We start from the raw sequence: 17,565 nt of genomic DNA on the forward strand, positions 1-17,565 counted from the left end.
GACCGGCACAGGCCGGAGGCTGATTAATTAGCACTACCCGCTGAGCTTCTGTTAGTAGAGGTCAGTAACAGGGCTTCGCGAATAAAACTAAAGTGAGGAAGTGCGTGGATGAAAGCAGGCTGACTGGTCAACTGGCTGATGGTTTTTCTGGGCGTAAAGGTGGTGTTCAGCACCGTGACGGCGTGAATGTCCGTCAGCGGATGGACCGTGATATGTCCCCGAAACTCACCGGCCAGATACCAGCAACCTGACTGCGAAATCAGCCGATACGGAGCCAGACTCTCACAGCGTTGCCCCTCAGCCAGCAGCGTCACCCGCTGGCGGGAGGTAATGGCGGTTACCAGTCGGTAAAACACTAGTGAGCCGGAAGGACTCACCCCGTGTGGCAGTTGCCACACCAGACAGGGTGCATCATCCGAGGCCAGCAGGGCACTGACCAGCCTGCGATCAAAGCCCGGAAAGATATCAGCGAGCCCGGTGCGGTGAGCAAAAGTCAGCACATCCAGTTCACCCTGCGCACCGTTACCTCCGGTACGCAGACGGCAGAGACCCTGACGGTACTCCAGGTCCAGATACATCAGCCGCTCTCGAAAATCCCGCCGCAGGGTGCGGACTGACACCCCGAACTCGACGGCAAGCTTCGTCACATTCAGGGTTTCGCCCGCCACCAGGCGACCGATGATGAGTGACAGTCTGACCGCCAGCCGGTCATGGCGACGTTCTGCCTGTGTCATGGAATATTCTCCGTGAAGGATTAACTGACTGAAATTAATGTGATTACTTTACAGAGGGGGGCGGACAGGGAATGGACACTGCGGGAACTATTTTTTGCATCTGCATAATGTTAGAGCAGGCGCGACCTACAGCGGTTCCTGGCTATTTTATCAACAATCACTACAAGGGAAAACGGACAGGTGGTGTCCATCGTTAACGAAGTGGTAACAATGCCTGTGTTGCAAAGAGTACAACTCGCCCCGTTAGAACTGCTCCAGCATGGTTTCTGCCATCACCCACAGGGCACGATTAAGTTTCACATCACCATCTATGCCACGTACTGCCCGGGTATGCATGCGCTTCCCTTTTGCCGATTCACCCCGTAAACCGCCTTTAACCAGGTTCTCTTGAATGCGCTGATACGTGGTCCACAGGTCATCGCTGTAATCCTCATAGCGCCGTGGCGTCAGGACCTGTGCCGGAGTCACCGGCTGGTGGTCTTCACCAAACCGGTAAGTAATCGCCGCTTTAGCCAGCGCCTGTCGGGCCGTAGGGGATAGCATCAGCGACTGCATGGCATCGCGTTTTTCCTCCACCCGCTCAAAAATACCCAGTACCTCATACGCCCCCTCAATCACCTGACTCACTACGTCTCCTTTATGCGGAACACGTACCTCGCCAAAAGTCTCACCGCAAATCAGTCCGTTCTGGCAAACCTGACGAAACAGCCCCGGCAGCATCTGGTACGAACTGGAGCCATCATGGGAGTTGAGCAGAATAATTTCCGGCACCTGCTTTCCGGTGATTTGCCCCTCACGTCGCAGGCGCAACATATGTTTAGTGTGTTCCCGACGCTCCGGGTCACGCACCCGGGTCTGGCAGGCAAAAAATGGTTGAAAGCCTTCGTGCTGCAGGCTGTCCAGTAGGGAAATTGTGGGGATGTACGTATACCGCTCGCTGCGTGAGACGTGTTTATCCTCGCTGAAGACACTGGGAACTGTGCGGAACAGTTCTTCACGGGTTAGCGGGCGGTCACGACGGATAACATTTGCTGCGCCAAAGCGCGAAGCCAGACGGGCCATAAACAAACTCCTTACGGAAATTAAATATAGAAAAACCCCGTCGCACAGGCGACAGGGCTCAGGGAACGGCAGAAAGTAGAATAAAGCTCAGAAGAAGAAATTCCAGACCGTACGGGCAACCGATACCACCGTGTCGCGCACAGCCTGAATAACGGTACGAACCGGGGTTGGTACAAACGGCAGGCTGAGCAAGGCATCCAGTACTGTACCTGCGGTTTCACCAAAATCGTCACGGGCTTTTTTATTCACCTCATCGGTACGAAAGGGATGCTGGAGTTGCGCCACTACAGGGCTACTGGCCTCACGAGGAAGGCTGTAGATCATGCGTTCAACCATCACCCTGAGTCCCCACGTCATTCTGACGGACACAGCACAGACGGGGTTCACTGGCTGGAAAAGCTCATGCAGCAGGCCGATTTTGCGGCTGATATTTTGTTTCTGTTCAGTGGATAATTTATTGCCACTGCTTCCTGGTTCGACTTTATCTGACTGACTAATAACAAACAGCACCTTATGCCAGTAAGCTTCTCCAATTACCTGACGGTAAAAATGTTCATCCACCGCCAACGCTCGGTCATCGGCCTTAATCAGCCACAGCACCAGGTCAAGCCGGGGAAGCTGTTGCCGGTACAGCGTGGCATATTCCGCATCACGACTTTCGCTTTCACCGACACCTGGTAAGTCCACAATAGTCATAAAGCGCTCGCCAACCTGCAAACGAAAGCGCAGGGGGGCACGGGTACAGGCCACCACATCGCTGACCGGCGATACCTCTCCGGCAAACAGGGCATTGCACAGACTGGATTTACCAGCCCCGGTTTTACCCATAATGCCGATCATTGGTTCATAGTGAGTAAGCTGGTTTATCTGCTGCAGAATGCGTTCAGATACCCACTGGGGCAGGCCAGAAAGCGAGTTCTGCAGGGACTGTTGTCCTTCACTTTTATTCATAGCACTTTCTCAGACAGAAAAAGAAAATCCCCATTCCAGTGAAGGAGTGGGGACGGTTCGTAGAGATAATATCTGTCTGAAAATATTTGGATTATTGCTTCCATATATCGTAAGGGAAGTTCACTGTAAAATCTCCTTCTTGTCTGACCACATAGTTTGAGTTTTCTTTGCGTATTGCAGCCATAAACAGATACCCGTCAGCAACTTTTGTTAGCGGAGCCCATGAGAGGTGCAACCGGTTTTTGTTTTTAAGATTTCTCTTCATGTAATCGTTAATGCCGCAATAAAAAAAATCTTCCTCTCTGACAAAACACAGCGAATTAATATCGAAGCAATAGTCATCGACAATTAACGACCTGAAATTAATTATAATTGATGTGTACGTTTCCTTCCTCAGGTAATCAGGGTACAGAACACAAGCATAATAACCATTGTCACATGGCCTGTATATATCGAGCATTTTGTTTACTTTACTTTGAAATTGCTCTCTCATATCAGGCCATCGGTCTCTATCCGGCAATGTAAACTGAATTGAATCTTTGCTTATAACGGAATAAGAAATGTTTTTTATATTTTGATAAAAATGCCTAAAGAAAATTTCATCTTTAGATATTTTTGCCTCTACCTCCTTAAGTTCATACGCAAACAAGTTTAATAACTTAGTCTCCATTTCGCGTTTTAAATCATTTTGGAAAACCAAATAATCGAGAGCGGGTGATATTGAATCAAGCAAATCAGAAATAACTTTCGATCTTGATATTCCATAGCTTTTTGCATATCTGTCAATTGTATTAATTGTCAGTTCGCTATCTGAATTAAATGTTATTCTCATGGTGATGGTCCGTTATGCATTTTTAATTTTATGCATAACAATAACATAAGCCTCTCACTTTATGGTGATGTGAGTCACATTTTATCTGCAAGATACGGATAGCACTCCCCTATTCGTCGTCAACGCAGATCTGATAGAAGGAGTAGCCAGTGCATTATTTTTACGTCATCACCGGTTGCTATAGAGAAACAAGGGCCATGATAAAAACTTAGCGGTGCTTACTGAAAAGTATCAGGCCAACGCATTCAGGAACTCGATAAAAAGTACTTCATCGGGTCCAGTCGCAAGGCATGTCGGCGATCAAAGAGAGACTGTTTGTCTTAAAATTGATAATTAAGGTTAATTGGTATTATAGGGAAGTAGATCTCAACGGAAACCAACTATCCCCCACCAGGGGATGGCACATATTTGCCTGAAACGATTTCAACCTAAAGCCCCTCAGTGTCAGAAAAAAACAGTTCTTGCCGTTCCTTTGAACTCATCCAAAGGAACAGAACAATGCAAAGACATTACCCACACTTCAAAAAAATCACACCCAATGATTTTCTCCTGAATATGATCAATCACCATCTTAATCAGATTCTAAACTGTCACTCCAAAATACTGGCGTTCCGAATGGATTTTGATTACCAGCGAGGTACTAACCGATTCATTCGTAATTCATCATTTGAGATACAGGATGACCTCCGGGAGTTAACTCAGGCTGTAATGCAAATACCTCAACTCTGTGGTTGTTTCTGGGTGCTGGAATGGACAAAGACAAATACCATCCATGCTCATGCCATTTTTTATCTCAATGGGCAGAAGCACCAGAAGTCATTTCCGTTTATTCAGCAAACGGGTGAATTGTGGTTGAAGATAACTAACAACGAAGGGAAATACGAGCGTTGCAAACCGAAGGAGTACTGCCGGGACAATATCAATAACGTCGTTGATTATGACAACGACGAAGACGTTAATAGCCTGAGACGTATTGTCAGCTATTTGACGAAAGAATCTCAGAAGGACGGTTATCTGATTTGGGGATCTAATGAGGTCCCTGCACCTGCACGACAGGGCAGACCCAGAAGATCCAAATAATCTAACGACGCTTTTTTTACAGCACCACCGGTACCTATGCCGGAGCGGACAGTAACAACAATCATCCCTGCTCCGGTTCCCCTTTAGCTACCGGAGAATCAAATAATGACCATCAAACCTTCCCTACTTGAAGACCAGTTCATCGATATGGTGTTTATCACACGCCTACTTGGGGTTAGTGATAAATGGATATACCGACTCATCAAGGAGGGGCTTTTTCCTAAACAGATAAAGCTGGGACGCAGCTCTCGCTGGTTGCAAAGTGAAGTGGAAGCCTGGCTTCAGGCCCGTATTGAAGAATCCCGCAAACAATAGTAAGCCTTACTTCACCAAATAACATTCATCCTGGCCGTGCTTGCACTATCCGCTCTCTGCGGAGGCTTACGGCTGCCTGAAATTTAATAGTCAAGGAAAATCACCTATGAAAAACATCCCATTGCTTAACCATTACCAGGCTTGGCTCAATGATTTTACCCGCATCAATTTGTTCCATGGTTTGTGTCAGCAGGAAATAGAGCACTGGCACAAGCTGGCAATTACATCGTGCCGGTCGTCGGGTGGCATGGCATCGGTAATTGTAGTCCCACAGTATCTGTTAAAGGTCACTCAAACATCCCAGGAGGAAGAGTGTGCTGTTATCCCCCGACTGAACAAACGTACTGACTATTCTCTGTTACCGGGAGTGTTGCTCAGTGAATGTTACCGCCTTGGGAAAAGCAGACTGGCGGAACAATTACAGATGTTATTCCGGCTGCATACGCAACCGGGCTTTCGACAAACGCTGACACTACTCTGCTGGTGTGAACTGGTTGCAGGCCGGGATTTGGATGAATGGTATTCGCTGCACTTACCGCTTCCTGACACGCTGAAGCAATGGATGTCAGAAAAACAGAAATCTTATCGGGGTCTGAAGACACTGACTGAAAATTATATTCGTACCACCAGGCCAATGTGAGGGCTGGTAAATGCGAATACAAAAGTGTTATATCGCGCAACGCAGCACCGGCGAAATTGTGCCAGCCCGCCAGGTGAATATGACCGAAGGTGAAGAGTGGCGCTGCCATCATTGTCAGTGCCCATTGATATTCCACCTCCCCACCAGAACGTCACCGCCCTGGTTTGAACACGATATCCCACGGGGACAACCGATAGCCCTGTTGCAATGCCCCTGGCTGGCACCAGCAAGTGGGAAGTCTTCTGCCATACAGAAACTCCAGCAACTCGTGACACAGCTGCCTCCGGTCATTACGACCACCCGGTGGCGATGCACCATGTGTGGCCTGTCGTATGGTGGTGAGAAACGCTGCCCTCAATGTGGAAAAGGGATATATAGTCTGGAGGCATGAATTTATTGATACGTATCAGTCACTCATGAGATTTGCCGGTGCAGCAGAACTTTATTATATGGGGAATATAACTTTGGAGTAAAAATCAACCTCTTTTCGTCATTCGCCCCTTAGTGCTGGTGGATTGGTCATTAGTAGCCCATGACGGGTTGGTAATATTAATTAACCAACTGATATATAAACAATATTATCTCAATACCACGCCCATATACGATTACGCATACACGAAAGCCTTAATGGCTGGTATTACCACCCTTTAAATCCTTTAAACCCTTTAACGACCCACTACGGGTCAGGCTTTGCCCTACCCGTAATTTATTACCCAAGTAAAATTATATGTTTGACAATATCTGTCTCGATAGACGGCATACACCATTCAACACCACATACCTGCCGCGTATTCTGCGCGTTATAGATAACGCGACAGCAGAGCACATACGCACGATGGCGGTACGGGTGGACCTGCGTCTTCCTGACGATATTCTCATTACACGACAAGGCCTGATATCTCGTTTCATTGAATCCCTTGATGCGAAGATTGCAGCACGCTACAGAAGTAAGCAGAGGCAAGGTAAACGAACATACCCGAGCCATCTTCGTGATCTCTGGGTTCGGGAGGTGGGTGAGATTAATCAGAAATCGCATTACCACATGGTGTTGTTCGTGAATAACGATACGTTCAACGGACTGGGAAGTTACAAAGAAGACGGGACGGGCCTGGCGTCTTTGATACGAGAGGCCTGGTTGAGTGCTTTACAGTTTAGTCACCGCCCAGAGCACTGGACGCTAGCCCGCTTTCCCGATAATCCACTTTATTACCTGGATATTAACTCACCCGGTTACAGAGAGGTTTATGATCAACTGACGTTTCGGTTAAGTTATTTTGCGAAAGAACGCACCAAAGATTACAGCAGGGAGGAGCGGTCTTTTGGATGTAGCCAGTCGTGACAGCTGGCTGGAGTATGCCTGGGAATAGGTGGGAAAATCCATTTAGCAAAATAACAAACCCATTCTACATCAGCGAAAGAGCCTTGCATTTATGAGGCTCACTACGTTCCTGATACACACCATAGAGTACTCCCACAAGCACCCTGCCATTACGTAGAATGAGTTTGTCCCCTTGATGTACTCCCGGCTGGTATACATAGACAAAACCCTATTCAAAGTAAGATAATAAAATTTTATTAATCTTAACAGTGACTATATGGCTAAATTACCCGGTAAAACAACATACTCAGGTATCAGAAGAACTACTACCAGAAAATCAGGATTCAAAAGCCATCCGGACAGCACTGGGGGTGAATATAAACGTGAGGAGGTAACTCCGTTTCTACTAGAAGCAGGCAAAACATTGACAGTGTGCTTTCGGTTCCCCGTTAGCGACGGACAGACATATGTTGGCTTTGGTGGCTTCTTCCAATGTGAAAATTTTGTTGAAATAGTTTTTCATAACTCCAACTCAGTAAAGAATGAGTTTTCAAGGCGAACCTCAACTGATACGTCAAAATTTGGCTCAATGTGGAAACGTAATGGCATCTCAGAAAATGTAACTATTAGTTTTTATTCGAAAGTAGACACATACGTTGCTTTATATGGGTTGGAATGCGGTTTAATCTGGCATGATGCTTTCGATACAGCAATCGAAAATGATCAACTTGGATACCTCGATAACATGTATTCAATTATGCCTGAAGCAGGTTTTTACACAAATGAGGGGGAGGTGATATTATCGTACGATGGCCATTTAAAACTGCACAATCACAATATTATTTTCCACCTTAAATCATGCAACCGCTGTGCTAGGTTTCTGCCCATTAATGTAAACGATGAACGAGAGCACTTATGTTTCTCGAACCATTGTGTCGCCAAGGCACCTTGCAGACATAAAGGGTTTGGTATAGTTACTGATGTTGATACTGGCGAGACAAAATTACTACATTTTGGATATCAACTTGAATGTCGTTTCTGTAAGAAATATTACGTAAATATGCCATTGAATTGGCAAAGGACGGCAGCGCAAATGAAGGAGGATGGTCAGCGGCGCAGAAATTTTGAATTACTAATTGCTGAAATTTATCAACTATCACCACAGTTAAGCTATCGTGCAAAAACAGGTCGTGAATTACTAGATGACATATGGAATAGATTCAATGGTCATTGTTTTAATTGTAATGATCCCTTAGAAAACAAACGAAAAATGCACCTTGATCATACACGCCCATTAGCTCTTTTATGGCCACTTGACGGAACTGCCACGGCTCTATGTGCAACTTGCAATACTAGAAAACGTGACAGGCCACCATCACAATTCTATAATCCAGATCAGATCAGTCAGCTCTCGCAATTGACCGGTCTCTCTGTAGATGAACTCATGGCTCCAGAGCCTAACCATGAAGTTATCACCGAAATACTCAATCGTTTAGATTGGTTGTACGAGGAGTTTCTAACAAAGCCTTCGTTACTCATGGAGCGTGACGGTAAAATTGCAGCTGAACTTGTTGTTAAGGCTTTGGATAAAGTATTGATACGCTCAAAAATAGTTAAATACAACTTTTCATTCGTTGATGAATATAACCGTCGACGAGACAGACATATCACTTTCGATATCAATGAAAATACTGACATTATTGTTTAGCACATAAAAAAAGGGCAGATGCTATTTCTGCCCTTACTCTGTCAAAAGCCAGTCGATTATTTTCGCAATACTAAATATTGGTGACCAGTAACCCCTCCTTTGTCAGCGATACCGTGTTTTTCACAGTGCTCTACAGACTCAGTAAAGATATCCACCACACTAAAGTATTTTTCTGCATAGGGTTTTAACGAATCCGCCATATTACATTTATCCGAATGCCCCAAATGGAATACAGCATAACCACCAAACTTTAGCCTTTCATGACACTGACTAAATATAAAGTCATAAGCATCAAACGACTTTTTCTGAATCACTTCAACAAAGCTCTTTGGTTGAGTATCAAAATCGTTCCTAGTCCAACCACAAAACCAGTATCTCATCCAGTTAGTCATATAAAATTTTGTACTGTCAAAGAATGGAGGTGAAGTAATGATCGCATCTAAATCCTGTATTTCTTCTGGCCATTGAACAAGTATGTCAGCTTGATAGCAATTTCCCGGAACAAAGCTGTCGCCAACCTCAGTGTCCAAAGACTTATTTACCTTAACCCACAGTTTTTCAATTAATTTTTTGTATACGAAATCGCCAGAAGGAGCATATGGTGTAATTGGATGACTTATACGGCTCAAAGCATAAGGTCTATTACCATGTAAAATATGCAACATACATGACATAACCAAAGCCCAATCGGCTGATTGAGCATCATGATTTTTGATAAAGAAATCTCGGGCGCAGATTATTTCTTTGAATGTATTCTCATGAAAATACTCAGGAATAGTCTTATTGAATTTTACTTCAGTTGCATCTTTAATCGATTTCTTACTAGGTTGAGAGCTAGCAATATACTCCTCCAAAGAGTCAATTATTTCAGTGACCTTAGCACGACTTGGCCGCTTCATTTTGGCGTTACTAAGACTTGTTGCCAACAAACCAATATCCATACCAAATGACTTGCGCCCATTTAGTGCAGCTTCAAAAGGAATGGTTCCTGACCCACTAAAAGGGTCGAGGATTCTGTCACCTACTTTAGAGAATGCTTCTACAAGTTTAAATGCTAATGCAGGTTTCATCTTCCCCTGGTATGAACAAACTGAGTGCAGAGCATTGCCCCAGTTACGCTTCGAATAAGGATGCTGAAGGTGTGGCAAAGACTCTTTGAACATATCCCACTTATGAGAAATATCACAACCTTGTATATCAACTCCAGCAACAGATATTTTATCGACATTAGTCTTTTCCAAGACAATTAATGACTGAGTTAAAGGGGCCCCTGATTTAGATTTCCTCCCCCTCAACCTTACAATATCAAGAGTTCCAAAACCAAAATCCTCTGCTATTGCACTGAGGATGTCATGCGTAGGGACGTGTATACCGCCATAAAGTGAATCTCCAATATCAATAGCAGCAATACTGCCTGCTTTCATATGCTTGGAAAGCCCCTTAAATACAAGCCCCATTTCCTCAAAATATCCTGCAGCCATTTTAGGAATGCGTTCATCATATGCATTGGCTGCAAGTTCAGAAACAACAGTTTGGGCAGCTGGGTGGACAATATTACCTTTATTTTTTGTTACATCATTAATTCCCGAAGTCACAACATCATCTCGAAAACTGCGTAAACAATTAGCCGTAGTAATAAACCCCATGTACCACAACTCTAACTTAGTATTCCTAAAGTAGTTCGTCCCATTCAAGTACGGTGGGCTTGTAATTACACCATCAACATTAAGTGGCTGCAATTCATGAAGTTGTTTTGCGTTGTGCGCGACTAGCTTTGCCTCGACTAAAGATGTTGGACAACGTAAGCAATCTTCTGCTAAAAGCATTAATTGCTCTTGAACTGATTTAATAAATTCAGGTAGGCCTTTCGCAAGTTCTTTAGTTGTTTTGAACCGAACATCGCCAGCACGTTTTAAGCGAGAGCAAATGATAAGTTTCGAGATAACAGCCACTTCAAGTGCTAACCCTACTACTGGCTTTTTAGATAATAACTCATCGTTCAAAGTTCTAATTTTCAGAAGCTTTAAAAACATGTCATCATCAAAATATACGCTATCTTTGAATGCTATTGTATAATGTTCTCTCAACTCTTTTTTTTCACAAAAACTACCATACATATTTGGCAATTCTTTAGATAGCTGCCTAATTTCATTGTAAAGATTAATTTTTTTATCTTTTGGCAAAGCTGCAATTGTTAACTTTGCATTAATAACTTTGCGCATTGCTGGGTTTATTTCACAATAAAATGTCTGAATATTTTGAAAACCAAGCGTCAAAGGAGTAGTTCCTACTCCAGCAAACGGTTCTAGGATACTTTTAGCTCTAGGCATATATGTATCTAAAACAGAACGAACAAATTCAGATGAATAACCTTCAAGGTATGCATACCAATCATGAAGGAACTCCCCTTTACCACCAACATGGGTAACATCTTTGGGATCAACTTTTAAATCTAAAGGTAGGTAGTTAGACACAGACATTTTTTAACCTTTTCAGCGTTGGCGATAACAGCGAAGGATATTAATAGTTGTCTCGCTTATATCAACCACTTCATCAACTTGATACTGTATTAATTAACAGTATTGCATATGTAAGCAATTATGGATATTGCAATTTCGTTAGAGAAAATTTTTCTGAGACATATTTGTTGTAACTTCCGAAGCTACTGCATACTACGTTGTTGAATAAAAATGATTTTTCTGATGGCAAGCGAGGCTACAGAGAAAATCAAATCATGGGATTCCCCAGTAGTCCGCGCTTAACCCACATGTTTATGGGCATTAGTTTTTCCAAAATCAAACGGACTAATCCCCTTATCCCGATTCGTATCCAGATAATCCGCCCACCACTGCAGCATTAGCCTGCGCTCCCCCAGATGCTCGGCCTTATGAATATAAGCAGCCCGCACAGAGTTACGTTCCTGGTGACTCATCTGTCGCTCTACCGCATCCTTCGACCATAGCCCCGACTCAATCAACGAACTACATGCCATCGTCCTAAAACCATGCCCGCAGACTTCAACTTTCGTATCATAGCCCATAACCCGCAAAGCCTTATTGACAGTGTTTTCACTCATCGGCTTACGTGGATCGTGATCACCAACGAAGATCAGCTCACGGTTTCCGCTCATACTTTTGATCTTTTCCAGAATGGCAAGAGCTTGACGCGATAAAGGAACAAGATGTGGAGTCTTCATCTTGGATCCACGCTGAGAGTGTTTAACGCCTTCCAGCGGTTCACGCTCTCCGGGAATCTTCCACATAGCCGTTTCAAAATCCACTTCTGTCCAGCGAGCAAAACGTAACTCGCTCGAACGGATGAAAACCAGTAACGTCAAATCCACAGCTAACCGCGTTAATGGTCTGCCGGTGTAGTTATCAATACGATGGAGTAACTCAGGAATGCGGTTGAGATCTAGCGCAGCGCGATGCTTTCGTTTAGCTGTTGCGATCGCACCAGCGATCTCTTGTGCAGGATTGTAATCAATTAAGCCGTTCTGTACCGCAAAGCGCATTATTGCCGTTGTTCGCTGTTGAAGACGCGCAGCCACTTCAAGGCGTCCTGACTTTTCCACTGCTTTAATTGGAACCAGTAAGTCACGAGTACCAATATCTTTGATATTTCGCTTCCCAACTGAAGCAAATAAATTGTCTTCCAGGCTTTTCAATACACGAGCACTATGCGATGCCGACCACTTCTGATTGCTGGCGTGCCAGTCTCTGGCTACCACTTCAAAAGTTATCGCTTCTTGCTCCTGCTCTACCTGAACGGCTTTCTTGTTCTCACTGGGATCAACGCCGTTAGCTAAAAGCTTACGAGCTTCATCACGCCGTGCCCTGGCATCAGCCAGCGACACTTCAGGGTATTTCCCTAAAGCCAGCATCTTTTCTTTACCGCCGAAGCGATAACGCAGCCGCCAATATTTCGAACCGTTCGGGTGAACAAGCAAAACCATGCCGTCACCATCCGTCAGCTTATAAGCTTTTTCTTCGGGCTTGGCTGTACGAACCTTCACATCACTCAGAGCCATGTTGAGTATCCTTTCAAGGGTTCTGTGTGGGTACAAACATTATCGAACCGGGATATACCCGCATTTGTACCCGCATCAGTAAGTTGATGTAGATTGAATCAGGTTGACTTATGTTGACTGAAAAAGCGAGGTGAGCCTTGCGGAGACTGGATTTTAGGCATAAAAAAAGACCTCAATTGAGGTCTATTTACATACTAATGGTGCCGAAGGCCGGAATCGAACCGGCACGTATTTCTACGGTTGATTTTGAATCAACTGCGTCTACCGATTTCGCCACTTCGGCACGAAGAGGTATGCGGAAAACGTTGGGGATTATACCTGTCACAGACCGCCTTGCAAGCCCCATTCTACCTTTTGCGTGCTAAGTGCTGAAAAAACAAACGCATTATCGCTTTATTATGCGTATGGAGCTGATATAGCGGTGATCTATCTCATCTGAGCACCTCAAATCTGCGGCGCCCAGCACTGGTTTTCCCATCACATCATGATAGTCTTTCAAAGATAATCCCCTTCGGAGATAGCACCCGTTTATGATACGCCTCGCTGTTATTGGAACTAACTGGATCACCCGTCAGTTCGTCGATGCTGCTCACGAAAGTGGCAAATATAAACTCACCGCGGTCTACTCCCGCTCACTTGAACAAGCGCAAACCTTCGCCAGCGACTATCCGGTGGAGCATCTGTTTATCGACCTGAATGCGATGGCGCAAAGCGATGCGTTTGATGCGGTTTACATCGCCAGCCCGAATTCCCTGCACTCCCCGCAAACGCTGTTGTTCCTTAGCCATAAAAAACATGTGATTTGCGAGAAGCCGCTGGCGTCTAATTTGCGCGAAGTGGAAGCGGCAATTGCCTGTGCGCGTGAAAACCAGGTGGTGCTGTTCGAAGCGTTTAAAACTGCTAGCTTGCCGAATTTTATCGCGCTTCAGCAGGCGTTGCCGAAAGTGGGCAAGATCCGCAAAGTACTGCTCAACTATTGCCAGTATTCATCTCGCTATCAGCGTTATCTGGATGGCGAGAATCCAAATACCTTTAATCCGGCGCTCTCTAACGGCTCGATTATGGACATTGGTTTTTACACCCTGGCCTCTGCGGTTGCGCTGTGGGGTGAGCCGTATTCGGTTCATGCCACCGCCAGTCTTCTGGAAAGCGGTGTTGATGCGCACGGTTCAGTGCAGATGAATTACGGTGATTTTGATGTAAATCTGCTGCACTCCAAAGTGAGTGATTCGGTGATTCCAAGTGAGATCCAGGGTGAAGCGGGTTCGCTGGTTATCGAGAAAATATCTGAGTGCCAGCGCATTACATTTATTCCGCGTGGTGGCAAACCGCAGGATCTGACGCTGCCGCAGCATATCAATACTATGCTTTATGAAGCCGAAGTCTTTGCTCGTTTAGTCGCTGGCAACGAAGTGAATCATCCAGGTTTAGTCACGTCGCGTTCCACTGCGGCGCTGAGTACGGAAATCCGCGCCCAGACTGGCGTGAAATTCCCGGCGGATGATGTGCCGGCACATTCTCCTGTGTGATATACGGCGTAAAGCTGTGTAAAACAAAAGGTGAAATGTTGACGAAATGTGTGCAATGTAATAATTTCCCGCCCGCAAAGGGGAGTAACTTCATTGCCGGTTAATCGTCATTACGGTGCTACTAAAGCACCCGGTTGCCGGGCAACGTTTTATACGTTGTAAGTGAGACCTTGCCGGAAGGCGAGATCCCTGTTGCAAGCATTAGCGGCTGGCGTCTTCCGACGTTGGCCGTTTTTGTTTTTGAAGGAATAATTTTTATGAATAGTGTCGGCACTCCATTACTGTGGGGCGGTTTTGCCGTTGTGGTCGTCATCATGCTGGCTATCGACCTCCTGCTCCAGGGGCGTAAAGGCTCGCACACCATGTCCATGAAACAGGCAGCAGCCTGGTCCCTGGTCTGGGTTTCGCTTTCGCTGCTGTTTAACGCAGCATTCTGGTGGTATCTCACCGGAACATCTGGCCGTGAAGTGGCGGACACACAAGCTCTCGCCTTCCTCACTGGTTATCTGATTGAAAAAGCGCTGGCAGTAGATAACGTCTTCGTCTGGCTGATGCTGTTTAGCTATTTCGCTGTTCCTGCTGCATTGCAGCGCCGCGTGCTGGTCTACGGTGTGCTGGGTGCGATTGTGCTGCGTACCATTATGATCTTCGCGGGTAGCTGGTTGATTTCCCAGTTTGAATGGCTGCTGTATATCTTCGGCGCGTTCTTGCTGTTCACGGGTATCAAGATGGCGCTGGCAAAAGCAGATGAAGGTGGTATCGGCGATAAGCCGCTGGTGCGCTGGATTCGTAGTCACCTACGCATGACGGATAAAATTGAAGGCGAGCACTTCTTTATTCGTAAAAACGGCGTGTTGTTCGCAACACCGTTACTGCTGGTACTGATTCTGGTTGAACTGAGCGACGTGATTTTCGCGGTCGACAGTATTCCGGCTATCTTCGCGGTGACAACTGATCCGTTCATCGTGCTGACGTCGAATCTGTTTGCAATCCTGGGTTTGCGTGCGATGTACTTCCTGCTGGCAGGCGTAGCAGAGCGTTTCTCAATGCTGAAGTATGGTCTATCGATCATTCTGGTATTCATTGGCGTGAAGATGATGATTGTCGATTTCTACCATATCCCAATCGCGATTTCGCTGGGCGTGGTGGGTGGCATTCTGGCACTGACGCTTATCATCAACGCCATTGTGAACTACCGTAACGATCAGAAGAAACTCGCGAAGTAACCCTTCACGATTGAAAAACCCCGCCATTCACTTCAATTGGCGGGGTTTTCTTTTTAAGGCACGTAAATCTGGCAAGTCAATTAGCCGTTCAGCTCAGGCTTTGCGATTTGTCGCTAATATCACACATTTGTTAATAAACAGTTAAAAAATCTAACCGATGCCGAAATAATCAGTGATTACTACTTACTACCCTGCGACATTTCCTTATACTCAACCAGGCAAACACAATTCTTTACATCCGGTGAATTAAGTACCTCAGAGTACCAATGCTGGATGGGACGACATACAACACAGGAAGGTTATTCATGGCTACACAATCCCCGGGTATTTTTCAACGCCTGGCACAGGGCAGTCTGGTAAAACAGATTTTAGTTGGTCTGGTGCTCGGTATCGCACTGGCGGCAATTTCAAAACCAGCGGCAATTGCCGTCGGTTTGCTCGGTACATTATTCGTTGGTGCGCTGAAAGCTGTCGCCCCAGTATTGGTTCTGATGCTGGTGATGGCGTCGATTGCCAACCATCAACACGGTCAGAAAACCAGTATTCGCCCTATTCTGGTGCTTTACCTTCTGGGCACGTTCACTGCGGCACTCACCGCGGTCGTGGTCAGCTTCCTGTTCCCTTCCACACTGCACCTGGTGGCTGGCGCGACAGATATCACTCCGCCATCGGGCATTGTGGAAGTTCTGCGCGGCCTGCTACTGAGCATGGTATCTAACCCAATTAATGCGCTGCTGAACGCCAACTACATCGGCATTCTGGTGTGGGCTGTGGGCCTGGGCTTTGCTCTGCGCCATGGTAACGAAAGCACTAAAAACTTGATTAACGATGTCTCCAACGCAGTCACCTTTATCGTGAAAGTGGTGATTCGCTTTGCCCCAATCGGTATTTTTGGTCTGGTGGCGTCAACACTTGCCACAACTGGCTTTGAAACGCTGTGGGGTTACGGACAACTGCTGCTGGTTTTGGTTGGTTGTATGTTCGGCGTGGCACTTATCATCAACCCGCTGCTGGTGTTCGTGAAAATTCGTCGCAATCCGTATCCACTGGTGTTCGCTTGCCTGCGTGAAAGTGGCGTAACAGCCTTCTTCACCCGTAGTTCTGCGGCCAACATTCCAGTAAATATGGCGCTGTGTGAGAAGCTGAATCTGGACCGCGATACTTATTCCGTGTCCATCCCGTTGGGCGCAACCATTAACATGGCTGGTGCGGCAATCACTATTACCGTTCTGACATTGGCTGCGGTAAATACTCTGGGTGTGCCAGTGGATCTGCCAACAGCCATACTGCTGAGCGTGGTGGCTTCTCTGTGTGCATGCGGGGCGTCTGGTGTGGCGGGCGGTTCTCTACTACTGATCCCACTGGCTTGCGGCATGTTTGGCATCCCAAATGAGATTGCCATGCAGGTGGTTGCAGTCGGCTTCATCATCGGCGTGTTGCAGGATTCTTGCGAGACTGCACTGAACTCCTCAACCGACGTGCTGTTTACTGCGGCGGCTTGCCAGGCAGAAGATGCACGCCTGGCTGATAAAAACCCGTTACGCGGTTAATGCTCAACACTCCCTGCCTTTCGAGGCGGGGAGTTTTTATTCCTGTTGTTGCACTTCTTTTTCAATTTTAAACGGATCAATTCCTCGCCTTTGCATACGCCAGAAGCGAATGATGGTCAGGCCGTTCATAACCAGAAAACTCCCTTCGATTAATGTCCCGCCAATCGACCCCAACCAGAAGTTATGTGTCACCCAACAAGCCGTGGAACACCACATTACGCAGCGCGTGGTTAGCCCTTTGCAACGGAATAATGCCCAGGTACTGGCAACTGTTCCGGCAATCGGCAGTAATTCCATTGCATGGTTAAACTTCGCAAGGCCAAATCCCAGCGTTAAGGCAATAAAAATCCCCATAACCCAGAGGCTACGGGTGCGTAGGGAAATCACGGTTCGTATCGCGTTAAGTTCCGCACTCATGCCCGCCGGGCTTGCTCCCATCAAAAAGAAGTGAATACCAATGATGGCGCTATAACCTGCCAGTTGTAACTTAAAACGCCGTTCATCGCGGTTGATGAAGGTGGTGATGCCAACCACAAAGGCGAGAACGCCGACGCCCTGGGCAACCCAATACGCGGTCATGACATGTCCTT

At 46.2% G+C, this 17,565-nt stretch carries 16 protein-coding genes and 1 tRNA gene; 9 read left to right on the forward strand and 8 right to left on the reverse strand.

Annotated features, from left to right (window positions below; genetic code table 11):
- Nucleotides 1-23: 23 nt before the first annotated feature.
- The 4 genes from FH968_RS13490 to FH968_RS13505 form a co-directional block, all read right to left on the reverse strand.
- Entirely contained in the window at nucleotides 24-734 is a 711-nt protein-coding gene (locus FH968_RS13490) for a DeoR family transcriptional regulator (protein WP_139880344.1), read from the reverse strand.
- Between the two features lie 243 nt (nucleotides 735-977).
- Nucleotides 978-1,796, reverse strand: coding sequence for a DUF932 domain-containing protein (locus FH968_RS13495; protein ID WP_139880345.1), 819 nt, complete (start codon nucleotides 1,794-1,796; stop codon nucleotides 978-980).
- 87 nt (nucleotides 1,797-1,883) lie between these two features.
- Nucleotides 1,884-2,747 (reverse strand): GTPase family protein, encoded by an 864-nt coding sequence (locus FH968_RS13500; protein WP_139880346.1) that lies wholly within the window; start codon nucleotides 2,745-2,747, stop codon nucleotides 1,884-1,886.
- Nucleotides 2,748-2,838: 91 nt separating this feature from the next.
- Nucleotides 2,839-3,579, reverse strand: coding sequence for a hypothetical protein (locus FH968_RS13505; RefSeq protein ID WP_139880347.1), 741 nt, complete (start codon nucleotides 3,577-3,579; stop codon nucleotides 2,839-2,841).
- Between the two features lie 615 nt (nucleotides 3,580-4,194).
- Here FH968_RS13505 and FH968_RS13510 point away from each other — a divergent pair.
- The 6 genes from FH968_RS13510 to FH968_RS13535 all read left to right on the forward strand — a co-directional run bounded on the left by FH968_RS13510 (nucleotide 4,195) and on the right by FH968_RS13535 (nucleotide 8,640).
- Nucleotides 4,195-4,659: a hypothetical protein gene (locus tag FH968_RS13510; protein WP_370451504.1), complete on the forward strand. Its 465-nt coding sequence runs from the start codon at nucleotides 4,195-4,197 to the stop codon at nucleotides 4,657-4,659.
- Between the two features lie 105 nt (nucleotides 4,660-4,764).
- Entirely contained in the window at nucleotides 4,765-4,974 is a 210-nt protein-coding gene (locus FH968_RS13515; protein ID WP_139880349.1) for an AlpA family transcriptional regulator, read from the forward strand.
- 106 nt (nucleotides 4,975-5,080) lie between these two features.
- Complete coding sequence (locus FH968_RS13520; protein WP_139880350.1) at nucleotides 5,081-5,614, forward strand: secretoglobin family protein; 534 nt, start codon at nucleotides 5,081-5,083, stop codon at nucleotides 5,612-5,614.
- Between the two features lie 10 nt (nucleotides 5,615-5,624).
- Nucleotides 5,625-6,005, forward strand: a complete 381-nt coding sequence (locus FH968_RS13525; RefSeq protein ID WP_139880351.1) for a putative zinc ribbon protein — start codon at nucleotides 5,625-5,627, stop codon at nucleotides 6,003-6,005.
- Between the two features lie 336 nt (nucleotides 6,006-6,341).
- The gene (locus tag FH968_RS13530) at nucleotides 6,342-6,953 is read left to right on the forward strand and encodes an inovirus Gp2 family protein (RefSeq protein ID WP_139880352.1); all 612 of its coding nucleotides are present in this window, start codon (nucleotides 6,342-6,344) and stop codon (nucleotides 6,951-6,953) included.
- Between the two features lie 256 nt (nucleotides 6,954-7,209).
- Entirely contained in the window at nucleotides 7,210-8,640 is a 1,431-nt protein-coding gene (locus tag FH968_RS13535) for a hypothetical protein (RefSeq protein ID WP_139880353.1), read from the forward strand.
- A 56-nt stretch (nucleotides 8,641-8,696) separates the two neighbouring features.
- Here the strand turns inward: FH968_RS13535 and FH968_RS23890 are convergent, their stop codons facing one another.
- From FH968_RS23890 to FH968_RS13550, 3 genes are all read right to left on the reverse strand, one after another.
- Nucleotides 8,697-11,120 (reverse strand): DNA methyltransferase, encoded by a 2,424-nt coding sequence (locus FH968_RS23890; protein WP_223271322.1) that lies wholly within the window; start codon nucleotides 11,118-11,120, stop codon nucleotides 8,697-8,699.
- Nucleotides 11,121-11,398: 278 nt separating this feature from the next.
- Entirely contained in the window at nucleotides 11,399-12,670 is a 1,272-nt protein-coding gene (locus FH968_RS13545) for an integrase arm-type DNA-binding domain-containing protein (protein ID WP_139880354.1), read from the reverse strand.
- 198 nt (nucleotides 12,671-12,868) lie between these two features.
- A tRNA-Leu gene (locus FH968_RS13550) sits at nucleotides 12,869-12,953 on the reverse strand.
- A gap of 247 nt (nucleotides 12,954-13,200) precedes the next feature.
- Between FH968_RS13550 and FH968_RS13555 the strand changes: the two genes are divergently transcribed.
- The 3 genes from FH968_RS13555 (at nucleotide 13,201) to sstT (ending at nucleotide 16,975) form a co-directional block, all read left to right on the forward strand.
- A complete protein-coding gene (locus FH968_RS13555) occupies nucleotides 13,201-14,199 on the forward strand; it encodes a Gfo/Idh/MocA family protein (RefSeq protein ID WP_139880355.1) in 999 nt (332 codons plus the stop codon).
- 257 nt (nucleotides 14,200-14,456) lie between these two features.
- A complete protein-coding gene (locus FH968_RS13560) occupies nucleotides 14,457-15,425 on the forward strand; it encodes a TerC family protein (protein WP_139880356.1) in 969 nt (322 codons plus the stop codon).
- Nucleotides 15,426-15,730: 305 nt separating this feature from the next.
- Complete coding sequence (sstT, locus tag FH968_RS13565) at nucleotides 15,731-16,975, forward strand: serine/threonine transporter SstT (RefSeq protein WP_139880357.1); 1,245 nt, start codon at nucleotides 15,731-15,733, stop codon at nucleotides 16,973-16,975.
- Nucleotides 16,976-17,011: 36 nt separating this feature from the next.
- Here sstT and FH968_RS13570 read toward each other — a convergent pair whose 3' ends face one another.
- The gene (locus FH968_RS13570) at nucleotides 17,012-17,554 is read right to left on the reverse strand and encodes a YgjV family protein (RefSeq protein ID WP_139880358.1); all 543 of its coding nucleotides are present in this window, start codon (nucleotides 17,552-17,554) and stop codon (nucleotides 17,012-17,014) included.
- Nucleotides 17,555-17,565 lie beyond the last annotated feature (11 nt).

Source organism: Buttiauxella sp. B2 (genome assembly GCF_006376615.1).
Lineage (GTDB): Bacteria > Pseudomonadota > Gammaproteobacteria > Enterobacterales > Enterobacteriaceae > Buttiauxella.

Coding starts and splice junctions, on each gene's coding strand:
- FH968_RS13570 (WP_139880358.1), bottom strand. CDS start 17,554: ATGACCGCGTATTGGGTTGCCCAGGGCGTCGGCGTTCTCGCCTTTGTG.
- FH968_RS13505 (WP_139880347.1), bottom strand. CDS start 3,579: ATGAGAATAACATTTAATTCAGATAGCGAACTGACAATTAATACAATT.
- FH968_RS13490 (WP_139880344.1), bottom strand. CDS start 734: ATGACACAGGCAGAACGTCGCCATGACCGGCTGGCGGTCAGACTGTCA.
- FH968_RS13500 (WP_139880346.1), bottom strand. CDS start 2,747: ATGAATAAAAGTGAAGGACAACAGTCCCTGCAGAACTCGCTTTCTGGC.
- FH968_RS13535 (WP_139880353.1), top strand. CDS start 7,210: ATGGCTAAATTACCCGGTAAAACAACATACTCAGGTATCAGAAGAACT.
- FH968_RS13555 (WP_139880355.1), top strand. CDS start 13,201: ATGATACGCCTCGCTGTTATTGGAACTAACTGGATCACCCGTCAGTTC.
- FH968_RS13560 (WP_139880356.1), top strand. CDS start 14,457: ATGAATAGTGTCGGCACTCCATTACTGTGGGGCGGTTTTGCCGTTGTG.
- sstT (WP_139880357.1), top strand. CDS start 15,731: ATGGCTACACAATCCCCGGGTATTTTTCAACGCCTGGCACAGGGCAGT.
- FH968_RS13495 (WP_139880345.1), bottom strand. CDS start 1,796: ATGGCCCGTCTGGCTTCGCGCTTTGGCGCAGCAAATGTTATCCGTCGT.
- FH968_RS13545 (WP_139880354.1), bottom strand. CDS start 12,670: ATGGCTCTGAGTGATGTGAAGGTTCGTACAGCCAAGCCCGAAGAAAAA.
- FH968_RS13520 (WP_139880350.1), top strand. CDS start 5,081: ATGAAAAACATCCCATTGCTTAACCATTACCAGGCTTGGCTCAATGAT.
- FH968_RS13530 (WP_139880352.1), top strand. CDS start 6,342: ATGTTTGACAATATCTGTCTCGATAGACGGCATACACCATTCAACACC.
- FH968_RS13525 (WP_139880351.1), top strand. CDS start 5,625: ATGCGAATACAAAAGTGTTATATCGCGCAACGCAGCACCGGCGAAATT.
- FH968_RS13510 (WP_370451504.1), top strand. CDS start 4,195: ATGGATTTTGATTACCAGCGAGGTACTAACCGATTCATTCGTAATTCA.
- FH968_RS23890 (WP_223271322.1), bottom strand. CDS start 11,120: ATGTCTGTGTCTAACTACCTACCTTTAGATTTAAAAGTTGATCCCAAA.
- FH968_RS13515 (WP_139880349.1), top strand. CDS start 4,765: ATGACCATCAAACCTTCCCTACTTGAAGACCAGTTCATCGATATGGTG.